This is a genomic window from Mycobacterium sp. IS-1590, from assembly GCF_001500025.1.
Taxonomy (GTDB): Bacteria; Actinomycetota; Actinomycetes; order Mycobacteriales; family Mycobacteriaceae; genus Mycobacterium.
In genome coordinates, this window is the sequence record NZ_LQIW01000004.1 from 84268 (window position 1) to 109618 (window position 25351).

Sequence of the window (25351 nt, forward strand, 5' to 3'; positions counted from 1 at the left end):
GCTCACATCCGGAAGACGCCGAAGTTTGACGTCCCCTCGATCGGGCCACTGGCTATGGCGGACAGACACATTCCGAGGACGGTGCGGGTGTCGCGAGGATCGATGACCCCGTCGTCGTAGAGCCGGCCCGACAGGAACATCGGCAGCGATTCGGCGTCGATCTGCGCTTCGACGGCGGCCCGCAGCGCGGCGTCGGCGTCCTCGTCGACGGTTTGGCCCCGCGCCTCGGCGGCCGCGCGGCTGACGATCGACAGCACTCCAGCCAGTTGAGTACCGCCCATCACGGCGGATTTGGCGCTGGGCCAGGCGAACAGGAATCGCGGGTCATACGCGCGGCCGCACATTCCGTAGTGGCCCGCGCCGTACGAGGCTCCCATCAGCAGCGAGATGTGGGGCACGGTCGAGTTCGAGACGGCGTTGATCATCATCGAGCCGTGTTTGATCATGCCGCCCTCCTCGTACTTGCGGCCGACCATGTACCCGGTGGTGTTGTGCAGGAACAACAGTGGGGTGTTGGAGCGGTTCGCCAGCTGGATGAACTGGGTGGCCTTCTGCGACTCCTCGCTGAACAGGACGCCGCGCGCGTTGGCCAGAATGCCGATCGGGTAGCCGTAAAGCCTCGCCCACCCCGTCACCAGCGACGAGCCGTACATCGGCTTGAACTCGTCGAACTCCGACCCGTCGACGACGCGGGCGATCACGTCGCGCGGGTCGAACGGGATGCGCAGGTCCGCAGGCACGATGCCGATCAACTCTTCGGCGTCGTAGAGCGGTTCGGTGGTTGGTGCCGGTTCCGGCCCTTGCTTGCGCCAGTTCAGCCGGGCGACGACGCGTCGGCCGATCCGGATGGCATCGGGTTCGTCGAGCGCGAAGTAGTCGGCCAGACCCGATGTGCGGGCGTGCATCTCGGCGCCACCGAGCGACTCGTCGTCGGCTTCCTCGCCGGTGGCCATCTTCACCAATGGCGGCCCGGCCAGGAACACCTTGGACCGTTCCTTGATCATCACGACGTGGTCGGACATGCCGGGGATGTAGGCGCCACCCGCGGTCGAGTTGCCGAACACCAGGGCGATCGTCGGGATCCCCGCCGCGGACAGCCTGGTCAGGTCGCGGAACATCTGCCCGCCGGGGATGAAGATCTCCTTCTGCGTCGGCAGGTCGGCGCCGCCGGACTCGACCAGCGAGATCAGCGGAAGCCGGTTCTCCAGCGCGATCTGGTTGGCGCGCAGCATCTTCTTCAGCGTCCACGGGTTGCTGGTGCCGCCCTTGACGGTGGGGTCATTGGCCACGAGCAGGCATTCGGTGCCCTCGACCGCACCGATGCCGGTGATCAGGCTGGCGCCGACCGTGAAGTCGCTGCCCCATGCGGCCAGCGGGCTCAACTCCAGGAACGGTGAGTCCGGGTCGATGAGCAGCTCGATGCGTTCGCGGGCGGTCAGCTTGCCACGGTCGTGATGTCGTTGCACGTACTTCTCGCCGCCACCTGCGAGTGCCTTGGCGTGTTCGGCATCGAGCTCGGCGATCTTGGCGGACATTACGGCGGCCGCCTCCCCGAAGGAGGACGATGCGGCGTCGAGCGTGGAGCGAATAGCGGTCACGACTGGAATCCCAACGTCTTGGCGGCCAGGGCCGTGAGTATTTCGGTTGTGCCCCCGCCGATCCCGAGGATTCGCATGTCACGGTACTGACGTTCGACCTCGGACTCGGCCATGTAGCCCATGCCGCCGAACAGCTGGACCGCCTGGTTGGCCACCCATTCGCCGGCCTCGACCGCGGTGTTCTTGGCGAAGCACACCGCTGCGATCAGATCGGGCTCACCGGAGATCTGCCGTTCGACGACGTGGTGGGTGTACACGCGGGCCACGTCGACCCGGCGGGCCATCTCGGCCAGTGTGTTCTGCACCTGCTGTCGCGAGATCAGCGGGCGGCCAAAGGTTTCGCGGTTGCGACACCACTCGACGGTCAGGTCGAGGCAGCGCTGCGCGCCGGCGTAGGCCTGCGCGGCGAGCCCGACACGCTCGGAGACGAACGCCGCCGCGATCTGCAGGAAACCGGAGTTCTCGGCACCCACCAGGTTGGCGGCGGGAACGCGGACGTCGGTGTAGGACAGTTCGGCGGTGTCCGATGAGCGCCAACCCATCTTGTCGAGCTTGCGGGTGACCGCAAAGCCTGGTGTTCCCTTGTCCACCACGATCAACGAGATTCCCGCCGCGCCCGGCCCGCCGGTGCGCACCGCGGTCACCACATAGTCGGCGCGCACGCCCGAGGTGATGTAGGTCTTAGCGCCGTTGATGATGAAGTCGTCCCCATCTCTGACCGCGCTGGTCGTCAGGTGACCGACGTCCGAGCCGCCGCCCGGTTCGGTGATCGCGAGGCTGCCGATCTTCTCACCGCGCAGGGTGGGGCGCACATAGGTGTCGATCAACCGCTCGTCGCCCGAAGCGATCATGTGCGGCACCGCGATACCCGAGGTGAACAGCGAGGCGAACACGCCGCCGGGCGAACCGGCGTAGTGCATCTCCTCGCAGATCACCACCGCGTCGACGCCGTCGCCGTCGCCCCCGCCGACCGTCTCGGGGAAACCCGCGCCCAGCAGTCCGGCCTCGCCCGCCTTGAGGTGCAGGTCGCGCGGTAGCTCACCGATGCGTTCCCACTCGTCGACGTGCGGAAGCACCTCGCGTTCAACGAAAGTCCGAACGCTCTTGCGGAGTTGGTCGCGTTCGGGGGTGTGCCACATGCTCACGACACCAGCTCCTCGGGAATGTCGACATATCTGCTGCGCAACCACTCGCCGAGCCCTTTCGCCTGGGGATCGAACCGCGCCTGGTACGCGACGCCCTCGCCGAGGATGCCTTCGATGACGAAGTTGACCGCGCGCAGATTGGGCAGCAGGTAGCGCGAGACCGGCAAATCCGCCGTCTCGGGCAGGAGTTCGCGCAACTTCTCGATGGTCAGCATGTGCGAGAGCCAACGCCACTGCTGGTCGGTCCTCACCCATACGCCGATGTTCGCGCTGCCACCCTTGTCCCCGCTGCGGGCGCCGGCGACGAGGCCGAGCGGTGCGCGTTTCGTCTCGCCGAATTCAATCGGCTCGGGGAGCTCCACCGGCGGCACGGCCGCCAGGTCCAGCGTTTCAACCGCAGGTGGTATCTCGACGCGAGAACCGTTGGCATGCACGGCGGCGTGGGGCACTTGTCCGGCCTCGACGAAGGCCGGTTTGAAGACGCCGTAGACCTGCCCCTGACCGGGCGGGCTGGTGGCGTGGAAGCCGGGATAGCTCGCCAGCGCGAGTTCGACCGCCGCGGAGGAGAATTGCCGGCCCACGTTTTCGGGATCGGGGTCACGGACCACGCAGTGCAATAGAGCGCTCGCGGCCTCTTCGGTGTCGGCGTCGAGGTGGTCGGTGCGCGTCAGGGTCCACTCGAGCTGGGCGGGTTTGACGGTCAGGGCCGCCTCGAGCTGACGTCGTACCAACTCCGCCTTGGCCTCGATGTCGAGGCCGGTCAACACCAGCGTCATCTCGTTGCGGAATCCGCCGATGCTGTTGAGCGAGACCTTCAGCGTCGGCGGCGGCGCTTCCCCGCGCACACCGGAAATCCGTACCCGGTCCGTCCCGTCGTCGGACAGTTCGATGCTGTCGACGCGCAGTGTCGCGTCGGGGTTGGCATAACGCTGTCCGGCGATCTCGTACAGCAGTTGCGCGGTGACGGTGTCGACGGTGACCGAGCCGTCGGTGCCCGGGTGTTTGGTGATGACAGCGGAACCGTCCGCGTGGATCTCGGCGAGTGGAAACCCCGGCCGGGTCAGGGCGCTCAGGTCCGGAAAGTCGCGGGCGAAGAACGCGTAGTTGCCGCCGGTGGCCTGGGCGCCGCATTCGATGACGTGGCCGGCTGCGACCGCTCCGGCGAGCCGGTCGAAATCGGCTCGATCCCATCCGTGATGCGCGGCCGCCGGCCCGACGGTGACGGATGCGTCGGTCACGCGGCCGGTGACCACCACGTCGGCCCCGGCCTGCAGGCACTCGACGATGCCCCACGCGCCGAGGTAGGCGTTGGCGGCCAGAACCGACCCGAAGCCGAGCTCGTCCGCGCGCCCGATCAGGTCGTCGCCCTCGACGTGCGCCACGTTGACCGCCAACCCCAGGCGGTCCGCCAGCGCCCGCACCGCATCGGCGAGCCCGGCGGGGTTGAGCCCTCCGGCGTTGGTGACGATGCGCACACCGCGGTCGAGCGCCAGGCCGAGGCACTCTTCGAGTTGCGTCAAGAACGTCTTGGCGTAGCCGCGGTCGGCCGACTTGGCGCGGTCGCGCGCCAGGATCAGCATCGTCAGCTCGGCGAGATAGTCGCCGGTCAGATAGTCGAGATCACCACCGGTGAGCATTTCGCGCATTGCCGCGAGCCGGTCGCCGTAGAACCCCGAGCAGTTGCCGATCCGGACCGGACCAGGTGCTGAGGTCACGCGGGCTCCCTTCGTCGCGGCCGCTGCCAACCAACCGGTAGGTTAACGATGACCGGCGGTACCGCGTCAAGGTTCGGGCCATCGAATTCCGCTGTTTTGGAGGCTACGCAGGTCGTTGGCTATCCTGGAGGACACTTGCCGGCGCCCACCCGTGCGCGCGGCGCCAGACTTACCCCCTCAAGAGGAGATCTCGACCATGGCTGTGCCCAAGCGCAGGATGTCGCGCGCGAACACCCGTAGCCGGCGCGCGCAGTGGAAGGCCAAGCGCACGGAACTCGTGAGCGTCAACGTGGCCGGCCAGCAGCACAAGGTGCCGCGCCGGTTGCTCAAGGCCGCCCGCCTCGGCCTGATCGACCTCGACCGCCGCTAGCTCGGCCCCGGGGCGCACCGGTTCGGCGCGCCTCTCAGGTCACTCTCAGACAGGGGGTTGACACTGTGGCTGTGCGCATACTTGTCGTCGATGACGATCGCGCGGTGCGCGAATCGCTGCGCCGTTCGCTTTCGTTCAATGGTTACTCAGTCGAGTTGGCGGGGGACGGTCTCGAGGCGCTGGAACGAATCGCCAGCGACCGGCCCGATGCCCTGGTGCTCGATGTGATGATGCCGCGCCTCGACGGCCTCGAGGTGTGTCGTCAGCTCCGTAGCACCGGTGACGACCTACCCATCCTGGTGCTGACCGCCCGCGACTCGGTCTCCGAGCGGGTGGCCGGTCTCGACGCCGGAGCAGACGACTACCTGCCCAAGCCGTTCGCGCTCGAAGAGCTATTGGCTCGGATGCGGGCGCTGCTGCGCCGCACGGGCCCCGACGACGGCGCGGAGTCCGCAGCGATGACCTTCTCCGATCTGACGCTCGATCCTGTCACCCGCGAGGTCACCAGGGGTCAGCGCCAGATCAGCCTGACGCGGACCGAGTTCGCGCTCCTCGAGATGCTGATCGCCAATCCGCGTCGGGTGCTGACGCGCAGCCGCATCCTCGAAGAGGTGTGGGGCTTCGACTTTCCGACGTCCGGTAACGCCCTCGAGGTGTACGTCGGGTACCTGCGCCGCAAGACCGAAGCCGAAGGAGAGCCGCGACTGATCCACACCGTGCGCGGGGTGGGTTATGTGCTGCGCGAAACACCTCCCTGATGTCCGTGCCGAACCACGGGGCGCCGCCCCAACCCGAATCGCCCCGACCGCCGTCGAGAACCAGTTCGGTGTCGCTGCGGTGGCGCGTGATGCTGCTGGCGATGTCGATGGTGGCGATGGTCGTGGTCCTGACCACGGTGGCGGTCTGGGCGGTGGTGTCGCGGGCGTTGTACGACGACGTCGACAACCAACTGCGCAACCGGGCCCGGTTGCTCATGGAAAGCGGTTCGCTGCAAGCAGATCCGAGCAAGGCGATCGAGGGCACTGCGTACTCCGATGTCAACGCGATGCTGGTGATTCCCGGCCGGGCCATCTTCACGGCCAATCAGCAGGGGCAGACTCTGCCGCTGGGCGAGCCCGAAAAGGCCGTTCTGCGAGGGGATCTGATCATGTCGTTGCGCACCGTCGACCATCAGCGCGTGCTCGCGATGCACCTGTCCAACGACAGCTCGCTGTTGATTTCCAAGAGCATGGCGCCCACCACCGCACTGCTTCGACGATTGAGCACGGTGCTGATCATCGTCGGTGGTCTCGGGGTCGCGGTTGCCGCAATCGCGGGTGGTGCCGTCGCGCGGGCGGGCTTGCGTCCTGTGGCGCGGTTGACCCAGGCCGCCGAGCGCGTGGCGCGCACCGACGACCTGAGGCCCATACCGGTGTTCGGCAGCGACGAACTCGCCCGTCTCACCGAGGCGTTCAACATGATGTTGCGTGCGTTGGCGGAGTCGCGCGAACGCCAGGCCCGCCTGGTGACCGATGCCGGCCATGAGCTGCGCACCCCGCTGACGTCGTTGCGCACGAACGTCGAACTGCTGATGGCGTCGATGGCGCCGGGCGCGCCGCGGTTGCCAGAGGATGAGATGGCCGAACTGCGGGCCGACGTGATTGCCCAGATCGAGGAATTGTCCACGCTGGTCGGCGATCTTGTCGACCTGACTCGTGACGACGCGGGTGTCACCGTGCATGAGATGGTCGACGTCGCCGAGATCGTGGACCGGTCGCTGGAACGAGTTCGCCGCCGCCGCAACGACATCGAGTTCGAGGCGACGACCACACCGTGGTTGGTCTACGGTGATTCGGCCGGTTTGGCACGCGCCGTGCTCAACCTGCTCGACAATGCCGCGAAATGGAGTCCGCCAGGTGGCCTGGTGACCGTTCGACTGATGCAGATCGACCCGATGAACGCCGAGTTGGTGGTCTCCGACTACGGCCCCGGCATCCCGCCGCAGGAGCGTCCGCTCGTGTTCGAGCGGTTCTACCGCTCCACGACCGCCCGGTCGATGTCGGGATCGGGCCTGGGATTGGCGATCGTGAAGCAGGTCGTGCTCAAACACGGCGGTTCGCTGCGGATCGAGGACACCGTGCCGGGCGGGCAACCTCCGGGCACGTCAATGCATGTCGTGCTGCCGGGGCGGCCCGCCCACGAGCACGCCGCCGAGTGGGTCGCGCCCCGACACGCCCCCGCCGGGTAGCCCGGCGCGGAGACCGATGTCGACGATGATTGACACCGGCGGGAATGGGGGAACGAAGATTGGGGACAACCGAACGTTCTCTAAGTGGATTCTCAGCCCGACGGGGCACTGTTGAAGCGAGTCCGACGTTGTCCATTTGTCCCGAACACGCAAACAACGAGGGAAAAGGAAGAGCCCGAGCGACATGACGAACCACCCGAGGTATTCGCCGCCCCCGCCGCCCGGCCGCCGGCCGATGGGCGCTGAGCACGGGACGCCCGGCTACCCTGGTGGAGTCCAGCGCCCCGGCCCGTACCAGCAGCAGCCCTACGACTGGCGTTACGCGACCCAGCAGCATGTGGCTCACCAGCATCCGACCCAGCAGTTCCGTTCGCCCTACGATCCCTACCGAGGCGCGGCACAGCCGCTCCCCGGTCCATCGCCGCAAAAGCGTTCTCGCGCAGGGGCATTGACGGCTGGGGCGCTTGCCGTGGCGGTCGTGTCGGCCGGCATCGGTGGCGGGGTGGCGCTGCTGGCGCAGCCGGACCGGCCCTCAGCGTCGTCGTCGATCGATGGCGCGGCGCCCAGCGTGCCCGCTGCCAGCCTGCCGGTGGGGTCGGTGGAGCAAGTCGCGGCGAAGGTGGTTCCGAGCGTCGTCAAGCTCGAGACGGATATGGGGCGCGCATCCGAAGAGGGGTCGGGCATCATCCTGTCCAGCGACGGATTGATCCTGACCAACAACCACGTGGTGTCGGCGGCCCAAGGCGGGCCGGGCGGGCCCGGTGGCCCCGGTGGTTCCTCTGCGGGCCCGGGCGGCGCCCAGACCAAGGTCACCTTCTCGAACGGTCGCAGCGCCCCGTTCACTGTCGTCGGCACCGACCCGAGCAGCGACATCGCCGTGGTGAAGGCTCAGGGCGTCTCGGACCTCACGCCGATCACCATCGGTTCGTCGGCCAACCTGCAGGTGGGTCAGGATGTGGTTGCCGTCGGTTCTCCGCTCGGCCTCGAGGGCACCGTCACGACCGGCATCATCAGCGCGCTCAACCGTCCGGTCGCCGCCAGTGGTGACGCCAGGAATCAAAACACTGTCCTGGACGCGATCCAGACCGATGCCGCCATCAACCCCGGCAACTCCGGCGGCGCGCTGGTCAACATGAGCGGTGAACTGATCGGCGTCAACTCCGCGATCGCCACGTTGGGCGCCGACGCCGGGCCCGCGGCCCAGAGCGGTTCCATCGGCCTGGGCTTCGCGATCCCCGTGGACCAGGCCAAGAGGATCGCCGACGAGTTGATCAAGAACGGCACCGCCGCGCACGCCTCGCTGGGTGTGCAGGTCGGTAACGACGCGTCGGTCGACGGCGCTCGGATCGTCGAGGTCACCGATGGTGGCGCCGCCGCCGCCGCGGGCCTGCCCAGCGGGGTCGTGGTCACCAAGGTCGACGACCGGGTGATCGGCAGCGCCGATGCGCTGGTCGCCGCCATCCGGTCCAGGGCGCCCGGGGAGAAGGTCACGCTGTCGTATCTCGATCCGTCGGGGAAGTCGAAGACAGTCCAGGTCACGCTGGGTAAGGCCCAGCAGTGATGACGCCGACCGACGTGACCTCCCTGAGAGTGGCCGCGCCCCTGTCGCGGGCCGCATATACGGTTGCAGTCATGGAGCAGCCAGGGGAGTTGGTGGGCCGAGCACTGGTCGTCGTGGTCGACGACCGCACCGCACACGGCGACGAGGAAGACCACAGTGGTCCGCTGGTCACCGAATTGCTCAGCGAGGCCGGCTTCGTCGTCGACGGGGTCGTCGTCGTGTCGTCCGACGAGGTCGAGATTCGCAACGCTCTCAACACCGCGGTGATCGGCGGGGTGGACCTCGTGGTCTCCGTCGGCGGCACGGGCGTCACCCCGCGCGATGTCACGCCGGAAGCCACTCGGGACATCCTCGACCGTGAACTGCTCGGCATCTCGGAGGCTCTGCGCGCCTCGGGGTTGTCCGCGGGAATGATCGACGCGGGGGTTTCCCGCGGCCTCGCCGGTATCTCCGGCAGCACGCTCGTGGTCAACCTCGCCGGTTCACGCGCGGCGGTGCGCGACGGCATGGCGACCCTCAATCCCCTTGCGGTCCAGATCATCGGCCAGCTGTCCAGCCTGGACATATGAACGCGAGCGGTAAGCTGACAGATGTGATCTTAATCACAGTTGGCGGGTCGCCGTGAGTGAGCCGTCGCAGCCGGGTCGCGAATCAGTCGACGACGTTTTCGGCGAGGTCATCCCACGAATTTCGAGCGATGAGCGCGACACCCCGACGGCCGACGACGACGCCGAGCGCGAGCGTTGGATGCGGGAAAACCGGCCGCCGCATCACAGTTGATCCACGTTCCCGATACCACGCGACCAGCGTTGTTGCATCTCCAAGCGCAGCGACGGTGTCGTCTTCTCGACCCCACCGGATCGGTTCACGTTACGCGTCACACGAACCGCCGCGGGCGGGCACCCCGGCTGCTTCTCCGGCAAAGCGGCAGGTCGGGTAACGTTCCGCACTTGTACGACGATCTCCCATTGCCGGGTCCGTGCCCGACCGTTATGTTCCTCGTGTCACAAACGATGAACAGCACGTAACAGCGACATGTGAGATCTCTCATCTGGTCGCAGGGGCTTCGCGCCGCTGGGGCTGGAAGTGTGCCAGGCGCCAACTGCAGAGCACGGTGAGCCGAGGGCTGACCGCCGACATAGCTAGGGAGATTATGAGAATTCTGGGTCGGGTGCTGATGACGTTGGTTTTGGCGATCGCCGGAGCTTGCGCGTCGGTGTTCGTGAGCGCGGGCACCTCTCACGCAGGGTTGGACAATGAGTTGAGTCTGGTCGACGGCAAGGACCGGACGCTGACCATTCAGCAGTGGGACACCTTCCTCAATGGTGTGTTTCCCCTTGACCGCAACCGGCTGACCCGTGAGTGGTTCCATAGTGGCCGCGCGAAGTACATCGTGGCCGGCCCGGGTGCCGACGAGTTCGAGGGCACGCTGGAGCTGGGGTATCAGATCGGCTTTCCGTGGTCGCTGGGTGTGGGCATCAACTTCAGCTACACCACCCCGAACGTGTTGTTCGACCAGGCACCGCTAAACCCCGCGGGATATCTCGACCCCAATAATGGCTTCATTACCACCCCGAACTTCTTCCCGGGTGTGTCGATCAGCGCCGATCTCGGTAACGGCCCGGGTATCCAGGAGGTCGCGACCTTCTCGGTGGATGTGGCCGGCGCCAACGGCGGTGTGGCGGTCTCCAATGCGCACGGCACGGTGACCGGTGCTGCCGGTGGTGTGTTGTTGCGGCCGTTCGCTCGGCTGATCTCCTCGGCCGGTGACAGTGTCACCACCTACGGCGAGCCGTGGAACATGAACTGACAATCGCTCTCCCGAGCAACAAACAGCCCCCGGAAAACCTCCGGGGGCTGTTTTGCTTCCGATCGTTGGCGAAACAGGACATTGCCATTAGGTAAACCGCAAAAGCGCTTTGCTGGTGATCTTGATCACAACGCGTTACAGCGGCGAAACTGTGATCGCACCGCGCGGAGAGGCCCGATGTGCGGCAGCACACGTCGCGGTGGTCGGCGCAACGGAAACACGGAGCTCGAAGCGCCATGTTACCCGTGAAATGAGGGTGGAAACCGCTCGTGGCAAGCCTTATTCGCGTGATGAACCAAAATCGGTCGCGCGGGGACGGGGACGACTTGCAGACACCGCTCGCGCGCTCGCGTTGCCGGTTTCCGTCAGCGCCGTTATGTTCCTCGTGTCATCGGATGAGCGGAACATTAGAGCAGCATGTGAGGTCTCTCATTTGCTCCAATGCCACTCATGCGTCGTGCGGCGCTAGCGCCAGCTACGGCTGACAGCAGTTGCGGGTCCAGAGGGGGTCCGCATCGACTAGCTAGGGAGAACATGAAGGCATTCAGTCGGGTGCTGATGGCGTTGGTTTTGGCGATCGCCGGAGCCGCCGCGTCGTTGTTCGTGAGTACGGGCACCTCTCACGCAGGGTTGGACAATGAGTTGAGTCTGGTCGACGGCAAGGACCGGACGCTGACCATTCAGCAGTGGGACACCTTCCTCAATGGTGTGTTTCCCCTTGACCGCAACCGGCTGACCCGTGAGTGGTTCCACAGTGGCCGCGCGAAGTACATCGTGGCCGGCCCGGGTGCCGACGAGTTCGAGGGCACGCTGGAGCTGGGGTATCAGATCGGCTTTCCGTGGTCGCTGGGTGTGGGCATCAACTTCAGCTACACCACCCCGAACGTGTTGTTCGACCAGGCACCGCTAAACCCCGCGGGATATCTCGACCCCAATAATGGCTTCATTACCACCCCGAACTTCTTCCCGGGTGTGTCGATCAGCGCCGATCTCGGTAACGGCCCGGGTATCCAGGAGGTCGCGACCTTCTCGGTCGATGTGGCCGGCGCCAACGGCGGTGTGGCGGTCTCCAATGCGCACGGCACGGTGACCGGTGCTGCCGGTGGTGTGTTGTTGCGGCCGTTCGCTCGATTGATCTCCTCGGCCGGTGACAGTGTCACCACCTACGGCGAGCCGTGGAACATGAACTGACAACCGCTCTCCCAGCAACAGAACAGCCCCCGGAAAACCTCCGGGGGCTGTTCCGTTCCATCAGGTTTTGTCGGCGCTCGTCGTCTTCGCGGTGTCCGGGTCGGGACCGGTGCCGGGACCCGCACTGTGCGCGCCCGAGGATCCGTTGGTCTCGGCGAGGATGTTGCGGATCTCGGTGAGCAGGGTCAATTCGGTGTCCTGGGCCTGCTCGACTTCGCCCTTCCTGCGCAGCCGGTTGTAAGGCAGCACGACGAGGAAATACACGACGGCCGCCACCAGGATGAAGTTGATCGCAGCCGACAGCAGAACATTCAAATCGATCGTCTGCCCGCCGCCGATACCGATGCGCAGAATGCCGTAGTCGGAATCACCGCCCGCGCCGATGCGATTGATCAGCGGCTGGATGATGCTGTCGGTGAACTTGGTGACCAGCCCGGTGAACGCCGTACCGATGACCACCGCGACCGAAAGGTCGACGATGTTGCCTCTGGCGAGGAAATCCTTGAACCCCTTCAACATTTGTCTCAGATCCTCCCTGCCGTGGTGTGTGCTCGACAGTTACGCACGTTAGCTGCGTTGCGACCCGACAGCGGCGAAACGCCCCGAGTGAACGCTCGCCGTCAGTGCAGGGTGATCGTCACCGTCTCGACGAGTGTCGCGGCCGCCACCTCGTTGGCGGCGTGGGCGGGCAGCGCCACCAGGACCACGCGATCGGCCCCCGCGCCGGTGCCCGTGGGTTTTTCGGACACCAAGACCACGATCGCGTCGCCGGCCACCACCCGCGGCCGGGTGTCGGATTCACCGCTGGCCGCCAGCACGTCGACGACATCGCCCGGGCGGATCAGATCGAGCACCGCGGTCTCGTCGAGCGACACAGGCACGATGCGTGCTGTCGGACCCGCCGCCGCTTCGGCGAGTCTGGGCGTCAACAGTCGGACGTCGGTGAGCGCTTCGCCGCGGCGGACGGGACCGGCCAGCGTGGCGCCGACGACCGCCGAGACCTCCGACTGAACACCATCGGGAACCGTTGCGGCATCCAGCTTTTCGCGACGAACATCGTCGGCGGCCAGTTCGCTTCCCGGGCTCAGGTCGCGCGCGGCGACGACGGCGTCGACGTGTTGGTCATCGGGATCGGGACGCACCGCGGCAACGGCGGCCAGCACCACCAGAGCGCCCGCGGCGATACGGCGGGCCAGCACCGTGCGTGTCCAATCGGGCCGCAGGATCTCGGCGATTCGATGCAGCGGCGACGGGTTGAGCGAGTCCCCCATGCGGCCAAGGTAGGCAGCGCATCAAGGCAGTGGGCGAGAAACTCGCCGTCCTGTGGATAACTCGGAGCGTCAGCTCGACGCGGCGGCCGCAGCGGGGGAGCTGGACGAGCTCGAGGAGCCGCCGGACGAGCCGGCGCCCGCGGTGTCCGACGTTTTCTTCTCCGAGGAAGAACTCGACTCCGAGGAACCCGACCCGTTGCTGGAGCCGTTCGACGAGCTCTTGCCGGATTCGCGGCTGTCGGTGCGGTAGAACCCGCTGCCCTTGAACACCACGCCTACGTTTCCGAAGAGCTTGCGCAGGCGGCCGTCGCACTTCTTGCAGGTGGTCAGCGACGCGTCGCTGAACGCCTGGACTGCGTCGAACTTGTCGCCGCACTCGGTGCACGCATAGGAATACGTAGGCACGGGACCCCTCCCTGGTGGTCAAATCTGTTAGCACTCTACCGGCTCAAGTGCTAGAACCGCTACGTGGCGTGCGTCATTCCCGGCCGCGGCTCACGACCGAGGGCCACCAACCCGCGCCGCGGTGTCAGCGCATGGGTCATCGACACGTCATGCGGTTCGGCGGGCAGCCGGTCGACGAGCTCGTCGTCACGCACGATTGCCACGAGCCGCGCCGACCGCGACGCCAACCGCAGCGACCGGTCGTAGAAGCCGGCACCGCGGCCCAACCGCACACCGCTGCGATCGACCGCGAGCGCGGGAATCAACAACGTGGTGGCGACCGCGATGGCCTCGGGCGCCAGCCACGGTCCTTCGGGTTCACGAAGACCGAACCGCCCCTCCGCCAGAGCGCCGGGCACATACTCGCCCCACTGCAGAGGCTGCGGGATGCCCGCGGTGTCGTGCCTGGCGACCGGTAGCAGCACCCGCACACCGTGGCGGTGAAGAGAGTCGATCATCTCGGGGGAGCCGGGCTCGGAGCCGACCGGAACGTAGGCGCAGACGGTCGATTCGGTCGAGACGAGCGCAGTCACATGGCGGGTCAAGGCGTACGCATCGGCGTCGTGCTCGTGCGCGGCCAGGCTCCGGCGGGCCGCCAGAATCGAGGCGCGCATCTTCGTCTTGGTCGCGCTCACGTCATCTTCCCCAATCAGTCTCAACACACGCCCGACCTCGCAACGTTCAACCTGCCCATGGACGTTAGTGTGTGAACGATGACACGGCCTCTGGTCTCGATCCCCCACACGGCGGTGGTCCCCGCGGCGGGCTTGGGCACCCGATTCCTGCCGGCCACCAAGACGGTCCCCAAGGAGCTGCTGCCGGTCGTCGACACCCCGGGCATCGAACTCGTCGCCGCGGAAGCGGCCGAGGCGGGTGCCGAACGGCTGATCATCATCACATCCGAGGGCAAGGACGGCGTCGTCGCGCATTTCGTCGAGGATCTCGTGCTCGAGGGCACCTTGGAAGCGCGCGGCAAGCAGTCGATGCTGGAGAAGGTGCGACGCGCGCCGGCCCTCATCAAGGTCGAGTCGGTGGTGCAGGCCGAGCCGCTGGGCCTCGGGCACGCGGTCAGCTGTGTGGAACCGAAGCTGAGCCCTGAAGAGGACGCGATCGCGGTGTTGTTGCCCGACGACCTCGTGCTGCCGACCGGCGTGCTGGAGACCATGTCGAAGGTGCGCGCCAAGCGCGGAGGCTCGGTGCTGTGTGCGATTGAAGTGCCACGCGAGGAGATCAGCGCTTACGGCGTGTTCGACGTCGAACCCGTGTCGGACACGAACAACCCGAACGTGTTGCGCGTGAAGGGGATGTACGAGAAGCCGAAGGCCGAGGATGCCCCGTCGCCCTACGCCGCGGCCGGTCGATATGTCCTCGACCGGGCGATCTTCGACGCGTTGCGGCGGGTTCCACGCGGCGCAGGCGGTGAGATCCAGCTGACCGACGCCGTCGCGTTGCTCATCAACGAGGGGCATCCGGTGCATGTGGTCGTCCACCGCGGCTCTCGACACGACCTCGGAAATCCCGGAGGCTACCTCAAGGCTGCGGTTGACTTTGCGTTGAAGCGCGACGACTACGGGCCGGAACTCCGGCGGTGGTTGGTGGAGCGATTGGGGCTGATCGACTGCTGACAGCCCTGACGCATAGATAGGGGTGCAGTGCGTTCGGTCGAGGAACAGCAGGCACGAGTCGCGGCCGCGGCGGTGGCGCCGCGGCCGGTACGGGTGGCGATAGCCGAGGCGCAGGGGTTGATGTGCGCCGAAGAGGTGGTCACCGAGCGTCCGCTGCCCGGATTCGATCAGGCCGCGATCGACGGGTACGCGGTCCGCAGCGTCGACGTGCTCAGCGTCGGCGAGGCCGGCGACGCGGGAGACGGGGAGGAGACCTCCGACGGCGAAGTGAGCCTGCCGGTGATGGGGCTGATCGAGGCCGGAGCGCGCACCCCCAGCAGACTGCAGCCGCGCCAAGCCGCGCGCGTCCAGACCGGGGCCCCGATGCCGACGCTCGCCGACGCCGTGCTGCCGCTGCGCTGGACCGACGGCGGCGATGCGCGGGTGAGGGTGCTGCGTGGCGTGCGGTCTGGTGCCTACGTCCGGCGAACGGGCGACGACGTCCAACCCGGCGACGTCGCGGTGCGGTCAGGCACGATCATCGGGCCGGCGCAGGTCGGCCTGCTGGCCGCGGTCGGCAGGGAGCGTGTCCTCGTGCATCCGCGGCCGCGGTTGTCGGTGATGTGCGTGGGCGGCGAACTCGTGGACATCTCCCGCACGCCGGGCAACGGGCAGGTCTACGACGTGAACTCCTACGCGCTGGCCGCCGCAGGACGTGACGCGGGCGCCGAGGTCAACAGGGTCGGCATCGTCGACACCGACCCCAAGCGGCTGCGCGAAGTCGTCGAGGGTCAGCTCAACCGCGCCGAGGTGGTCGTCATCGCCGGGGCGGTCGGCGGAGCGGCCGCCGAGGGGGTCCGGGCCGTGCTCGCCGAATTCGGGGAGATGGAGGTGACCCGCATCGCCATGCACCCCGGCTCGGTGCAGGGGTTCGGCCAGCTGGGCCGCGACGGCGTTCCGGTGTTCCTCCTGCCCGCCAACCCGGTCAGCGCGCTGGTGGTGTTCGAGGTCATGGTGCGCCCGCTGATCCGGCTGTCGCTGGGCAAGCGGCATGCGCACCGGCGCATCGTGGCGGCCCGCACGTTGTCGCCGATCGAGTCGGTCGCGGGCAGGACGGGATATCTACGCGGTCAGCTCATGCGCGATCAGGACACCGGTGAATATCTCGTCCAGGCGCTCGGCGGCGCGCCAGGGGCATCGCACTTGCTGGCCACGCTGGCCGAGGCGAACTGTCTCGTCATCGTGCCCACCGAAGCCGAATCGGTTCGTACCGGCGAGATCGTCGACGTCGCATTCCTGGCACAACGCGGTTGATCCGCGCGGGTGTCGACGTGAACCTGTGGCGGTCGAGCTCGATACATCCGGGTTGGCCGATGTCGGCAGGTCCGCTGCGTGTGCCCGCCGGCGTGGTGCGGTTGCGTCCGGTCCGGCTGCGAGACGGTGCGCAGTGGAGCCGGCTGCGCCTGGCCGACCGCGCGCATCTGGAGCCGTGGGAGCCGGCCGCCGGTGTGGACTGGGAGACGCGACACGCGATCACGTCGTGGCCCTCGGTGTGTTCGGGGCTGCGGTCGGAGGCGCGCAAGGGCCGGATGGTGCCCTTCGTGATCGAGCTGGACGACCAGTTCTGCGGTCAGCTCACGATCGGCAACGTCACGCACGGGGCGCTGCGCTCGGCGTGGATCGGGTACTGGGTGGCCAAGGCGGTGAACGGCGGCGGGGTCGCGACCGCGGCCTTGGCGTTGGGGGTGGACCATTGTTTCGGTCCGGTCGGACTGCACCGGGTCGAAGCGACCGTGCGCCCGGAAAATGCAGCTAGCCGTGCGGTTTTGGCGAAGGTCGGCTTCCGGGAGGAAGGACTGCTGCGCCGCTATCTCGACGTCGACGGCGCCTGGCGCGATCACCTGCTGGTGGCCATCACGGTCGAAGAGGTCACCGGATCGGCGGCCGCCACACTGGTGCGGCAGGGACGCGCCGAGTGGACGTAGCCGCGGGTGATTTCGCGAGACGTACAACAGGGTCGCGAACCGCGGCGAAGCACCACCCTGGTGTACGTCTCGCGAAAGCCGAACGCCCTTGACTGTTACCAATGTGACATTTGTGACTGTTGGTGCTTGTCTTGTGCGAATTACAGGTGTGTAATTGCTTCGGCGCGCCGCCCACGGATGCGCAGGTCACAGACCTAGCCTTTAGGGGAAAGGAGCAGGCGACATGCCAAGCATCCCCCAATCTCTTCTGTGGATATCTCTCGTCGTTCTCTGGCTCTTCGTGCTCGTGCCGATGCTGATCAGCAAGCGCGACACCGTGCGCCGAACCAGTGATGTCGCGCTGGCGACGCGCGTGCTCAACAGCGGCCGAAACACGCGGCTGCTGAAACGGCGCGGTCCGGCGGCCGGTCATGCCAGCGATCCGGACTGGCGCCCGTCCGAAGAAGACCTCGACGAGGAAACCGAACCCGAACCCGAACCGGTGAGCCGAGCGGTCGTGCGCGCCGCCGCGGTCACCGTCGAGGAGAAGTCCGAACCCGACTACCTCGACGTCGATGTCATCGGCGAAGACTCCGGCGCCCTGCCTGTCGGGGCGTCGGACCGTCAGGAAGCCGAAAAAGAAGAGCTCACACTGCAATTCGACGAGCCGGCGGGCGAGACCGACGCGGTCGCCGAGGAGCAGGAAGCTGAGCCGGCGGACCTGGACGACGAGTACGAGACCGTCGACGATTCGTCCGGGCTGGAAGCGCCATCCGATGCTGATCTTCGGCTGGCCGACTCGTTGTCGGAGGCGCGCCGGCGCAGGCATGAGTCCAAGACCGCGGCCGCGGTGAGCGAGCGCAAGTACCGGTTCCGCAAGCGGATGCTGACGGCGCTCGGCGTGCTGTTGGTGGCCTCAGCCACCGCGGCGTTCACGCTGAGCCCGACGTTGTGGTGGCTGTGTGGGGCGGTCAGCGGTTTCACCGTGCTGTACCTGGGCTACTTGCGGCGGCAGACCCGGATCGAGGAGCGGCTGCGTCGCAGGCGTGCGCAACGCATCGCCCGCTCGCGGCTGGGCGTGGAGAACACCGATGACCGCGAGTTCGACGTGGTGCCGGCCCGCTTGCGGCGGCCGGGGTCGGTGGTGCTGGAGATCGACGACGAGGATCCGATCTTCGAGCATCTGGACTACGCGCCGTTCGCGCGGCACTTCGACCTGCCGCGGGCCGCGGGGCAGTAGCCCGTGCAGGACGGCCGTCGATTTTCGGCGGCCGTCCGATGACTGGTAGCCTGCTACCGGTATCAGGGGCTATGGCGCAGTTGGTAGCGCGACTCGTTCGCATCGAGTAGGTCAGGGGTTCGATTCCCCTTAGCTCCACAGAGTTCGATCAGGTCAGAGCTGACGCTTTCCGCCAGGCGCGATTGCTCAGCAATCGCAGCCCGTTCAGTGCGACGATGATCGTCGACCCCTCGTGGCCCGCCACGCCGAGCGGCAGCGGAAGATGGCCGAACACATCCCACAAGACGAGCGCCACGATGAACGTCGCTGCGATGACGAGGTTGGCCAGCACGATGCGCCGGGCCCGACGTGCCAACGCCACGACAGCCGGGATCGCCGCGAGTTCGTCTCGGACCGTGACGACATCAGCGGTCTCCAGGGTGAGGTCTGCGCCGTTGCGCCCCATGGCTATTGAGCTGTGCGCGGCCGCCATGGCCGGTGCATCGTTGATCCCGTCGCCGACGAACAGTACGCGCTCCTCGTCGGCCTGCAATCGCCGCACGATGGTGACCTTGTCGTCGGGTAGCAGGCCGGCGCGCACATCTGCGATGCCGACCCTGGCGGCCAGACGCTCCGCTGCACGCGGTGAATCCCCGGTCAACAGCACGGGTGGCCTCGATGTGATCGCGGCGATGTCGCGCACAACTTCGTCGGCGCACCGCCGCACGGTGTCGTCCAGGCCGAGCACGCCGATGGCGCTGCCGTCGACGGCAACCATGACGGCGGTGGTTCCGCGGTTTTCGAGGTGATCCACGACCGGCGGTGTGGCGGAAAGCGATCGCGCGCTACAGACTTCGATCGTCTGCCCCGCGACGCGGGCGTGTACGCCGCGGCCGGGTAGCGCCCGAAAGTCGGTGGCGTCCGGCAGTCTGAGGCCGCGGGTTCGGGCGGCTTCGACGATGGCGCGACCGAGAAGATGTTCGCTGAACTGCTCTGCGCCGGCTGCGATCCGCAGTACATCGTCCTCGGTGTAGCGATCGTCGATGGGAGTGACGCTGGTGAGTTGCGGTGTGCCCGTGGTCAATGTGCCGGTCTTGTCGATGGCGATCTGACTGACATCGGCAAGGTGCTCCAATGCCACGGTCGATTTGATGAGCACGCCGTTTCTTCCGGCGGTGGCGATGGCTGACAGAAGCGGCGGCATGGTCGCCAACACCACGGCACACGGGGACGCGACGATCATGAACGTCATCGCCCGGAGCAGCGTGGACCGCAGATCGGCGCCCAGTAGCAAGGGGATCGCGAACAGCGCGAGGGTCGCAACGACGACTCCGACCGAGTAGCGCTGTTCGATCTTCTCGATGAACAGCTGCGTCTTGGCCTTGGTGGCGGACGCTTCGGCGACAAGGGCAACGATGCGAGCGACCACCGTGTCGGAGGGGTCCTTGGTGACGCGGATATGCAGCGCGCCCGTGCCGTTGAGGCTGCCCGCGAACACCTCGTCACCGACCGACTTGCTCACCGGCAGCGGTTCACCGGTGACCGATGACTGGTCGACATCGGATGCACCGACGACAACGAGTCCGTCGGCGGAAAGACGTTCACCGGGGCGCACGCTCACGGTGTCGCCGACCCGGAGATTCTCGGCGTTGACCGCTTCCTCGAAACCGTCGGAGTCGATGCGCACGGCGCGATCCGGTGCGAGATCGAGCAGACCCTTCACCGAATCCTCTGTGCGTTTGGTGGCCGCATCCTCCAGCGCTCCCGAGGTGGAGAAGATGACGATCAGCAGGGCGCCGTCGAAGATCTGACCGATGCTCGCCGCGCCTACGGCCGCGACCACCATGAGCAGATCGACATCGAGTGTGCGGGCGCGCAGTGCTTGTACGCCGGCCCACGCCGACGACCACCCGCCGGTGAGATAACAGGCCAAAAACGCCGCCCACGACAGCCCCGCTGGAGCCTCTGCCAACTGGGCCGCCAGGCCCACCATGAACAAGACGAGGGCGGCGGCAGCCCACCTCACCGAACTCACCGACCACACGCCCGCCAAGGTGAACTGCGTCGTGCGAGCGTCGGAGGTGAGCTCGTTGCGCACGACCGTGGTGGCCATCGATCCCTCCACTGGTAGGTGATTCATCGGCACATCTAAACATGTAGAACTCTACATGTATCGATCGCGTCGAAGACCCGTGCTTCAATTGAGGGCATGGGCCACGGAGTCGGCGGCAGGGTGACACCGCCAGCCACGCTCGACGCAGCCTCGGCGGGCAAGATCGCCGAAACGTTGCAAGCCCTCGCTTCGCCGAACCGTCTGATGATCCTGACCCGGCTGCGTGAGTCCCCTTGTTCGGTCGGGGAGTTGTCCACCGCGGTCGGAATGGAGCAGCCGGCGGTATCCCACCAACTCCGGCTCCTACGCGCACTTGGGCTGGTCGCGGGTGACCGGCAGGGTCGCAGCGTCGTCTATCGGCTCTACGACAATCACGTCGCGCAGCTCCTCGACGAGGCGGTCTATCACATCGAGCATCTACGCCTCGGCGCGACCGACACCTCGGCCTGAGGCCGAATTCGGTCGCGGTCGCCGCGCCCTGAATCGCCGTTTACTTTCCTGCCCGGCGGGGCACAGTTGGCGGCAGTGGGCGGCGATCGGTGAGGGTTGCATCGGCGTCGCCCGCGAGGCGGTCAGCGGGGTCAACCTCTTTGTTGAGCAGACAGCTCTGCCTCGCTGCCCGTCGCCCGCGCGTTCGGTTACTTGCTCGCAGTCGTGGCCAGGCCGCCGTCGACGGGGATGATCGCGCCGGTGAGAAACGCACCCGCCCGGCTGGCGAGAAACACCGCGATGCCGGCCATGTCGTCGTCGCGCCCGATTCGGCGCAGCGGCGCCGAAGCCGCGATCTGATCGCCGAACGCGTCGAGGGTCGCGGCCATCATCTTCGACGGGAACGCCCCTGGCGCAACGGCATTGACCGTGATGTGCTGGGGGCCCAATTCGCGGGCCAGCACGCGGGTGAGGTGATGAACGGCGGCCTTGCTGGCACTGTAGGAGTAGGTCGGCAGCTCGGGCACGCGGATGCCGTCGACGCTGCCCAGGTTGATCACGCGGGCGGGATCGTCCGCGGTTGCGGCGGCGCGAAGCGCGGGCAGCAGCGCCTGGACGAGCCAGAACGGCGACTTGACGTTGACATTGAGGATCTTGTCCCACGCGGAATCGGGGAAACTCTCCAGCGGCTCACCCCACGTGGCGCCCGCGTTGTTGACGAGGATGTGCAACGGCTCGCCACCGCCGGTCACCTCCTCGGCCAGCCGTACGCACTCGTCGTGTCGTGAGAGATCGGCGGGAATGGCCCGTACATCGCCGAACCGGGACAGTTCGGCCTGCGCGCGTTCGCAGGCCTCGGCCTTTCGCGAGCTGATCACCACGCTGGCGCCGGCCTGCAGCAGCCCGCGACTCATCATCACTCCGATGCCGCTCGTGCCACCGGTGACGACGGCGCGCTTGCCGGTAAGGTCGAAAAGTTCTGTATGCGTGCTGAACTGACCGTCACTCATCGACAAGGGCCTCCATCATCGCCGTGGCGGCGCGCGAGGCCGCCCCGCTAGAGACTAGAAGATCAGCCCGGCCGCCTTGCCGGTGGCCGCGGCGAACCGGTCCTGGACGTCCTCCCAATTCACCACGTTCCAGAACGCCTTGACGTAGTCGGCTTTCACGTTCTTGTACTGCAGGTAGTACGCGTGCTCCCACATATCGACCTGCAGTAGGGGGATGATGCCCAGCGGGACGTTGGCCTGCTGGTCGTAGAGCTGGAAGGTGAGCAACCGTTGTCCGAGGCTGTCGTAGCCGAGCACACCCCAGCCGGAGCCCTGCAGGCCGTTGGCGGCAGCGGTGAACTGTGCCTGGAACTTGTCGAACGACCCGAACTGGTCGTCGATCGCGGCCGCCAGCTCTCCGGTCGGCTTGTCACCGCCGTTGGGTGAGAGGTTCTTCCACCAGATCGTGTGGTTGACGTGCCCACCGAGGTGGAACGCGAGGTTCTTCTCGTTGAGGAAGATCGCGGCATGGTCACCGTTGGCGCGGGCCTCTTCGAGCTTGGCGATCGCGTCGTTGACGCCCTTCACATAGGCGGCGTGGTGCTTGCCGTGGTGAATCTCGTTGATCTGGCCCGAGATGTGCGGCTCCAGGGCGCCGTAATCGTAGTCGAGGTCAGGCAGTGAGTACTCGGCCATGAACTTCCTTTCTGACGGGCCCGACGCGCTGTGTTTCCTGGGTGGATTTCGCGGATGGCTTCGGCGTCGCGCGCAAGGGCCTCCGCGAGCCTAGGCGGCGAGCCTGATATCTGTCTAGGTGTTCAGATGTTGTGCTATTTTGGTGTTGCGGGCGGCCGCGGAGTACATCGATGCAGCACATCATGTAGCGACTTGTCTTCCGGCGGGTGGCGGAGCGACGCGGCCGGCCCGCGCCACCTCCACGATTTGCTGATCAATCGATTGGGTGGTTGCCGCCCGATCGCCGCGGCTCGTGGCGACCCGCTCGGCTTCTTGCTCGCGGTGACGACCAGCCCGTAGCCTCGTGAGGTGGCCGGGCTGACCGGCGTTCGCGCCGACGAACTCACTGCGCTGGGAATTTTCGGTGGTTATCGGGCCGAGGATCTCGTAGCGCTCGCGGCACAGCTGACGCCCCTGAACGCCGCCTCCGGCCAGGTGCTCATGCATCAGGGCGAACTGGCGCTGTCCTTCTTGTTGATCGGCGCCGGCGCTGCCGAGGTCACGCACGTCGGAGACGACGGTCACGACACCGTCGCCAGGCTGATGCCGGGCATGATCGTCGGCGAGATCGCACTGCTGCGCGACACGACCCGCACCGCGACGGTGATCGCCACCGAGCCGGTGCGCGGTTGGGTCGGGGGGCGCGAGGCGTTCGCGACCCTGCTCGAGATCCCGGGCATGCTCGACCGGTTGTTGAGCACCGCCCGACAGCGCCTCGCCGCCTACGTCAGCCCCGTTCTGGTCCGGATGCGTGACGGAACGCAGTTGTTCCTGCGCCCGGTGCTGCCGGGTGACCGCGAGCGGACCTCCCAGGGTCCCGTCGAATTCTCCAGCGAGACGCTGTACCGGCGGTTTCAATCTGCGCTCGTTCCGAGCAGGTCGCTGATGCGCTACCTGTTCGAGGTCGACTACGAGCACCACTTCGTCTGGGTGATGACAGACGGCCCCGACGGACCGGTGGTTGCAGATGCGCGGCTTGTTCGTGACGAACTGGATCCGGCCGTCGCCGAGGTCGCGTTCCTCGTCGCTGACGCCTACCAGAACAAAGGTATCGGATCGTTCCTCGTGGGTGCGCTCGCGATAGCCGCGAAAGTCCTTGGCGTCCAACAATTCACTGCACGCGTTCTCGCCGAGAACTATGCCATGCGCACCATCCTCACCCGTCACGGCGCGCACTGGCAGCGAGACGACCTCGGGGTGGTGACCACGACCATCGACGTGCCCCGCCCGGCCGATCCGCCGTTCTCGGCGGAATTGACCAGGCAGATCCGCGCTATGACCTCTCAGGTCGTGCGGGCGGTCGGTTGATGCGCGTTCCGCTGTCCAAAGACACCCGGCTGTGCATCTCGCTGGCGGGCCGGCCGAGCAACATCGGCACCCGGTTCCACAACTACCTCTACGACCTGCTCGGCCTCGACTTCATCTACAAGGCTTTCACCACAACGGATATCGCCGCGGCGATCGGCGGGGTGCGAGCCCTGGGCATCCGCGGGTGTTCGGTCTCGATGCCGTTCAAGCAGGACGTGCTGGCGCTGGTCGACGAGATCGAGCAGTCGGCCCGCTCCATTCGCGCCGTCAACACCATCGTCAACGATGACGGTCGGCTCACCGCATCGAACACCGATTACCTTGCGGTGCAGACTCTTATCGCCGAGCACGGGTTACAGCCGGCGCAGTCCGTGTTCGTGTACGGCAGCGGTGGGATGGCCAGTGCGATCGCGGCCGCGTTCCGCGACCTCGGATTCGACCGCGGCACGATTGCGGCCAGGAATGCCGAGACCGGACGTTCACTGGCCGACAGGATCGGCTATGACTACCTCGCCGAGGCCGGTGAGTGCACCGCGGACATACTGGTCAACGTCACCCCGGTGGGGATGGCCGGTGGCCCCGAAGCCAACGCAATCGCCTTCGGCGAAGAGGCTATCGCCAACGCGCACACCGTCTTCGATGTGGTCGCAATGCCGTCCGAGACGCCGCTCATCAAGGCGGCGCGCGAGGCGGGCGTCGGCGTGATCACCGGCGCTGAGGTGATCGCGCTGCAGGCCGCCGAGCAGTTCGAGCGTTATACCGGGGTTCGGCCGACGGACGAACAGGTCATGGCCGCGTCCGCGGTCTCGCGCGCCTGAGTCAGGGCGTGATCTTGGTCTGTTCGTCGATGACGGACGTCGCGTCCATCAGGGCCATCATCTGATCCTCGCGACCGTCGGCGTTGAGTTGCAGGACATACAGCCCGTCCTGCCCGGGGATGACGACGGTCTTCTGTGCGATCGCCCGTAGCACACCGTCTTTGGTGTAGGTACCGCCGATCTGCACCGCTTCGAAATCGGAGAGCGTGGACGGTGAACCCTCCTGCGCGCCGTCATATCCGGGGAGGTTCTTGATCTCGCCGGGAGCGAATTCGAGGATCTTCGCGGGGTCGACGTTGCCGGTCAGCTTCGACACCAGCGCGATGATGGTCGGAGGGTCCTCGGCCATGGCGGGGTCATCGGAAACTATCGCGCCCCAAGCCCATTCGGGTGTGCGCGGCCCGGCATCGCTCCAGCCGGGTGGGAACGGCAGGTCGATGGTCGGTGAGCCGGGGTCGCCGCGCTTGACCGGGGTCTCCGTGATGTCGTTCTCGCGGATGTAGTCGACGATCGTGTAATTGGCGCCCTGCGCTTGAGGTGACGTGGTTGGTGCGGGCGAGGCGCTGGTTTCCGATGTGGTGGTTTGTTCTGAGGTCGTCGTATCGGACGTCGCCTCACCGTCGGTGTCCGAGCTGCAGCCGGCAAGGCCGAGCCCGAGTGCCACGGCCGCGACCGCGACGATGCCGGCCCTCATAGACGTGCCCATTTGCTCCTCCATCGATATGGTTGCGCCGTAGCCTACGGTGCCCGTCGGTGTTTGCGGTCAAAAACGCGCGTAACAGCGGTTACGCGCTTGTTACCGTTCGGAACAATATTTTGCTACGGCGTCTCCGCGTGGTT

The 25351-nt window shown here is 66.8% G+C and carries 25 protein-coding genes and 1 tRNA gene; 15 read left to right on the top strand and 11 right to left on the bottom strand.

Annotated elements, in window-relative coordinates; translation table 11 throughout:
• Window positions 1-2: 2 nt before the first annotated feature.
• From AU197_RS05290 to AU197_RS05300, 3 genes are read right to left on the bottom strand one after another with little or no spacing between them, the layout of a single operon-like run.
• Window positions 3-1598, bottom strand: a complete 1596-nt coding sequence (locus tag AU197_RS05290; RefSeq protein WP_064401473.1) for an acyl-CoA carboxylase subunit beta — start codon at window positions 1596-1598, stop codon at window positions 3-5.
• A complete protein-coding gene (locus AU197_RS05295) occupies window positions 1595-2743 on the bottom strand; it encodes an acyl-CoA dehydrogenase family protein (RefSeq protein ID WP_064401474.1) in 1149 nt (382 codons plus the stop codon). The genes AU197_RS05290 and AU197_RS05295 overlap by 4 nt, the downstream gene beginning before the upstream one ends.
• Window positions 2740-4458 (bottom strand): acyclic terpene utilization AtuA family protein, encoded by a 1719-nt coding sequence (locus tag AU197_RS05300; protein ID WP_082696516.1) that lies wholly within the window; start codon window positions 4456-4458, stop codon window positions 2740-2742. The genes AU197_RS05295 and AU197_RS05300 overlap by 4 nt, the downstream gene beginning before the upstream one ends.
• Before the next feature lie 196 nt (window positions 4459-4654).
• Between AU197_RS05300 and rpmF the strand changes: the two genes are divergently transcribed.
• The 7 genes from rpmF to mspA (AU197_RS05335) all read left to right on the top strand — a co-directional run bounded on the left by rpmF (window position 4655) and on the right by mspA (AU197_RS05335) (window position 11617).
• Window positions 4655-4828, top strand: coding sequence for a 50S ribosomal protein L32 (rpmF, locus tag AU197_RS05305; protein ID WP_059098102.1), 174 nt, complete (start codon window positions 4655-4657; stop codon window positions 4826-4828).
• A gap of 71 nt (window positions 4829-4899) precedes the next feature.
• Window positions 4900-5586: a response regulator transcription factor gene (locus AU197_RS05310; protein WP_064401475.1), complete on the top strand. Its 687-nt coding sequence runs from the start codon at window positions 4900-4902 to the stop codon at window positions 5584-5586.
• Window positions 5586-7055, top strand: a complete 1470-nt coding sequence (locus AU197_RS05315; RefSeq protein ID WP_064401476.1) for a HAMP domain-containing sensor histidine kinase — start codon at window positions 5586-5588, stop codon at window positions 7053-7055. Before AU197_RS05310 ends, AU197_RS05315 begins: the two co-directional genes overlap by 1 nt.
• A 184-nt stretch (window positions 7056-7239) precedes the next feature.
• Window positions 7240-8616 carry a S1C family serine protease gene (locus tag AU197_RS05320; protein WP_064401477.1) on the top strand — a complete coding sequence of 459 codons (1377 nt, stop codon included), beginning with the start codon at window positions 7240-7242 and terminating at the stop codon, window positions 8614-8616.
• Window positions 8617-8639: 23 nt separating this feature from the next.
• Window positions 8640-9185, top strand: coding sequence for a MogA/MoaB family molybdenum cofactor biosynthesis protein (locus tag AU197_RS05325; protein WP_165595586.1), 546 nt, complete (start codon window positions 8640-8642; stop codon window positions 9183-9185).
• 584 nt (window positions 9186-9769) lie between these two features.
• Entirely contained in the window at window positions 9770-10426 is a 657-nt protein-coding gene (gene mspA, locus AU197_RS05330) for a porin MspA (RefSeq protein WP_064401478.1), read from the top strand.
• A gap of 534 nt (window positions 10427-10960) precedes the next feature.
• On the top strand, window positions 10961-11617 hold the full coding sequence (gene mspA, locus AU197_RS05335; protein WP_064401479.1) for a porin MspA: 657 nt from the start codon (window positions 10961-10963) through the stop codon (window positions 11615-11617).
• 60 nt (window positions 11618-11677) lie between these two features.
• Here the strand turns inward: mspA (AU197_RS05335) and mscL are convergent, their stop codons facing one another.
• From mscL to AU197_RS05355, 4 genes are all read right to left on the bottom strand, one after another.
• On the bottom strand, window positions 11678-12136 hold the full coding sequence (gene mscL, locus AU197_RS05340; protein ID WP_064401480.1) for a large-conductance mechanosensitive channel protein MscL: 459 nt from the start codon (window positions 12134-12136) through the stop codon (window positions 11678-11680).
• Window positions 12137-12237: 101 nt separating this feature from the next.
• Complete coding sequence (locus tag AU197_RS05345; RefSeq protein ID WP_064401481.1) at window positions 12238-12888, bottom strand: SAF domain-containing protein; 651 nt, start codon at window positions 12886-12888, stop codon at window positions 12238-12240.
• A gap of 69 nt (window positions 12889-12957) precedes the next feature.
• Window positions 12958-13293 carry an FmdB family zinc ribbon protein gene (locus AU197_RS25905; protein WP_082696517.1) on the bottom strand — a complete coding sequence of 112 codons (336 nt, stop codon included), beginning with the start codon at window positions 13291-13293 and terminating at the stop codon, window positions 12958-12960.
• 59 nt (window positions 13294-13352) lie between these two features.
• The gene (locus AU197_RS05355; RefSeq protein ID WP_156434308.1) at window positions 13353-13967 is read right to left on the bottom strand and encodes a 5-formyltetrahydrofolate cyclo-ligase; all 615 of its coding nucleotides are present in this window, start codon (window positions 13965-13967) and stop codon (window positions 13353-13355) included.
• 78 nt (window positions 13968-14045) lie between these two features.
• On the opposite strand from AU197_RS05355, the gene AU197_RS05360 reads away from it, so the two are divergent.
• The 5 genes from AU197_RS05360 to AU197_RS05380 all read left to right on the top strand — a co-directional run bounded on the left by AU197_RS05360 (window position 14046) and on the right by AU197_RS05380 (window position 18278).
• The gene (locus AU197_RS05360) at window positions 14046-14957 is read left to right on the top strand and encodes a UTP--glucose-1-phosphate uridylyltransferase (protein ID WP_064401483.1); all 912 of its coding nucleotides are present in this window, start codon (window positions 14046-14048) and stop codon (window positions 14955-14957) included.
• Window positions 14958-14984: 27 nt separating this feature from the next.
• Complete coding sequence (glp, locus tag AU197_RS05365) at window positions 14985-16250, top strand: molybdotransferase-like divisome protein Glp (protein ID WP_064401484.1); 1266 nt, start codon at window positions 14985-14987, stop codon at window positions 16248-16250.
• Between the two features lie 17 nt (window positions 16251-16267).
• Window positions 16268-16921 carry a GNAT family N-acetyltransferase gene (locus AU197_RS05370; RefSeq protein WP_064401564.1) on the top strand — a complete coding sequence of 218 codons (654 nt, stop codon included), beginning with the start codon at window positions 16268-16270 and terminating at the stop codon, window positions 16919-16921.
• A 223-nt stretch (window positions 16922-17144) separates the two neighbouring features.
• Window positions 17145-18140 carry a divisome protein SepX/GlpR gene (gene sepX, locus AU197_RS05375; protein WP_064401485.1) on the top strand — a complete coding sequence of 332 codons (996 nt, stop codon included), beginning with the start codon at window positions 17145-17147 and terminating at the stop codon, window positions 18138-18140.
• A gap of 65 nt (window positions 18141-18205) precedes the next feature.
• Window positions 18206-18278 (top strand) — tRNA-Ala (locus AU197_RS05380).
• Window positions 18279-18288: 10 nt separating this feature from the next.
• Here the strand turns inward: AU197_RS05380 and AU197_RS05385 are convergent.
• A complete protein-coding gene (locus tag AU197_RS05385; RefSeq protein ID WP_082696524.1) occupies window positions 18289-20232 on the bottom strand; it encodes a heavy metal translocating P-type ATPase in 1944 nt (647 codons plus the stop codon).
• A gap of 96 nt (window positions 20233-20328) precedes the next feature.
• On the opposite strand from AU197_RS05385, the gene AU197_RS05390 reads away from it, so the two are divergent.
• Window positions 20329-20682 carry an ArsR/SmtB family transcription factor gene (locus AU197_RS05390; RefSeq protein WP_064401486.1) on the top strand — a complete coding sequence of 118 codons (354 nt, stop codon included), beginning with the start codon at window positions 20329-20331 and terminating at the stop codon, window positions 20680-20682.
• Between the two features lie 188 nt (window positions 20683-20870).
• On the opposite strand, the gene AU197_RS05395 is transcribed toward AU197_RS05390, so the two are convergent.
• Window positions 20871-21671 (bottom strand): SDR family oxidoreductase, encoded by an 801-nt coding sequence (locus AU197_RS05395; protein WP_064401487.1) that lies wholly within the window; start codon window positions 21669-21671, stop codon window positions 20871-20873.
• A 54-nt stretch (window positions 21672-21725) separates the two neighbouring features.
• Window positions 21726-22346, bottom strand: coding sequence for a superoxide dismutase (locus tag AU197_RS05400; protein ID WP_064401488.1), 621 nt, complete (start codon window positions 22344-22346; stop codon window positions 21726-21728).
• 348 nt (window positions 22347-22694) lie between these two features.
• On the opposite strand from AU197_RS05400, the gene pat reads away from it, so the two are divergent.
• Window positions 22695-23693, top strand: coding sequence for an acetyltransferase Pat (gene pat / locus AU197_RS05405; protein WP_064401489.1), 999 nt, complete (start codon window positions 22695-22697; stop codon window positions 23691-23693).
• The gene (locus tag AU197_RS05410; protein ID WP_197415460.1) at window positions 23693-24511 is read left to right on the top strand and encodes a shikimate 5-dehydrogenase; all 819 of its coding nucleotides are present in this window, start codon (window positions 23693-23695) and stop codon (window positions 24509-24511) included. Before pat ends, AU197_RS05410 begins: the two co-directional genes overlap by 1 nt.
• A 1-nt stretch (window position 24512) precedes the next feature.
• On the opposite strand, the gene lpqN is transcribed toward AU197_RS05410, so the two are convergent.
• A complete protein-coding gene (gene lpqN, locus AU197_RS05415) occupies window positions 24513-25217 on the bottom strand; it encodes an envelope biogenesis lipoprotein LpqN (RefSeq protein ID WP_064401491.1) in 705 nt (234 codons plus the stop codon).
• Window positions 25218-25351 lie beyond the last annotated feature (134 nt).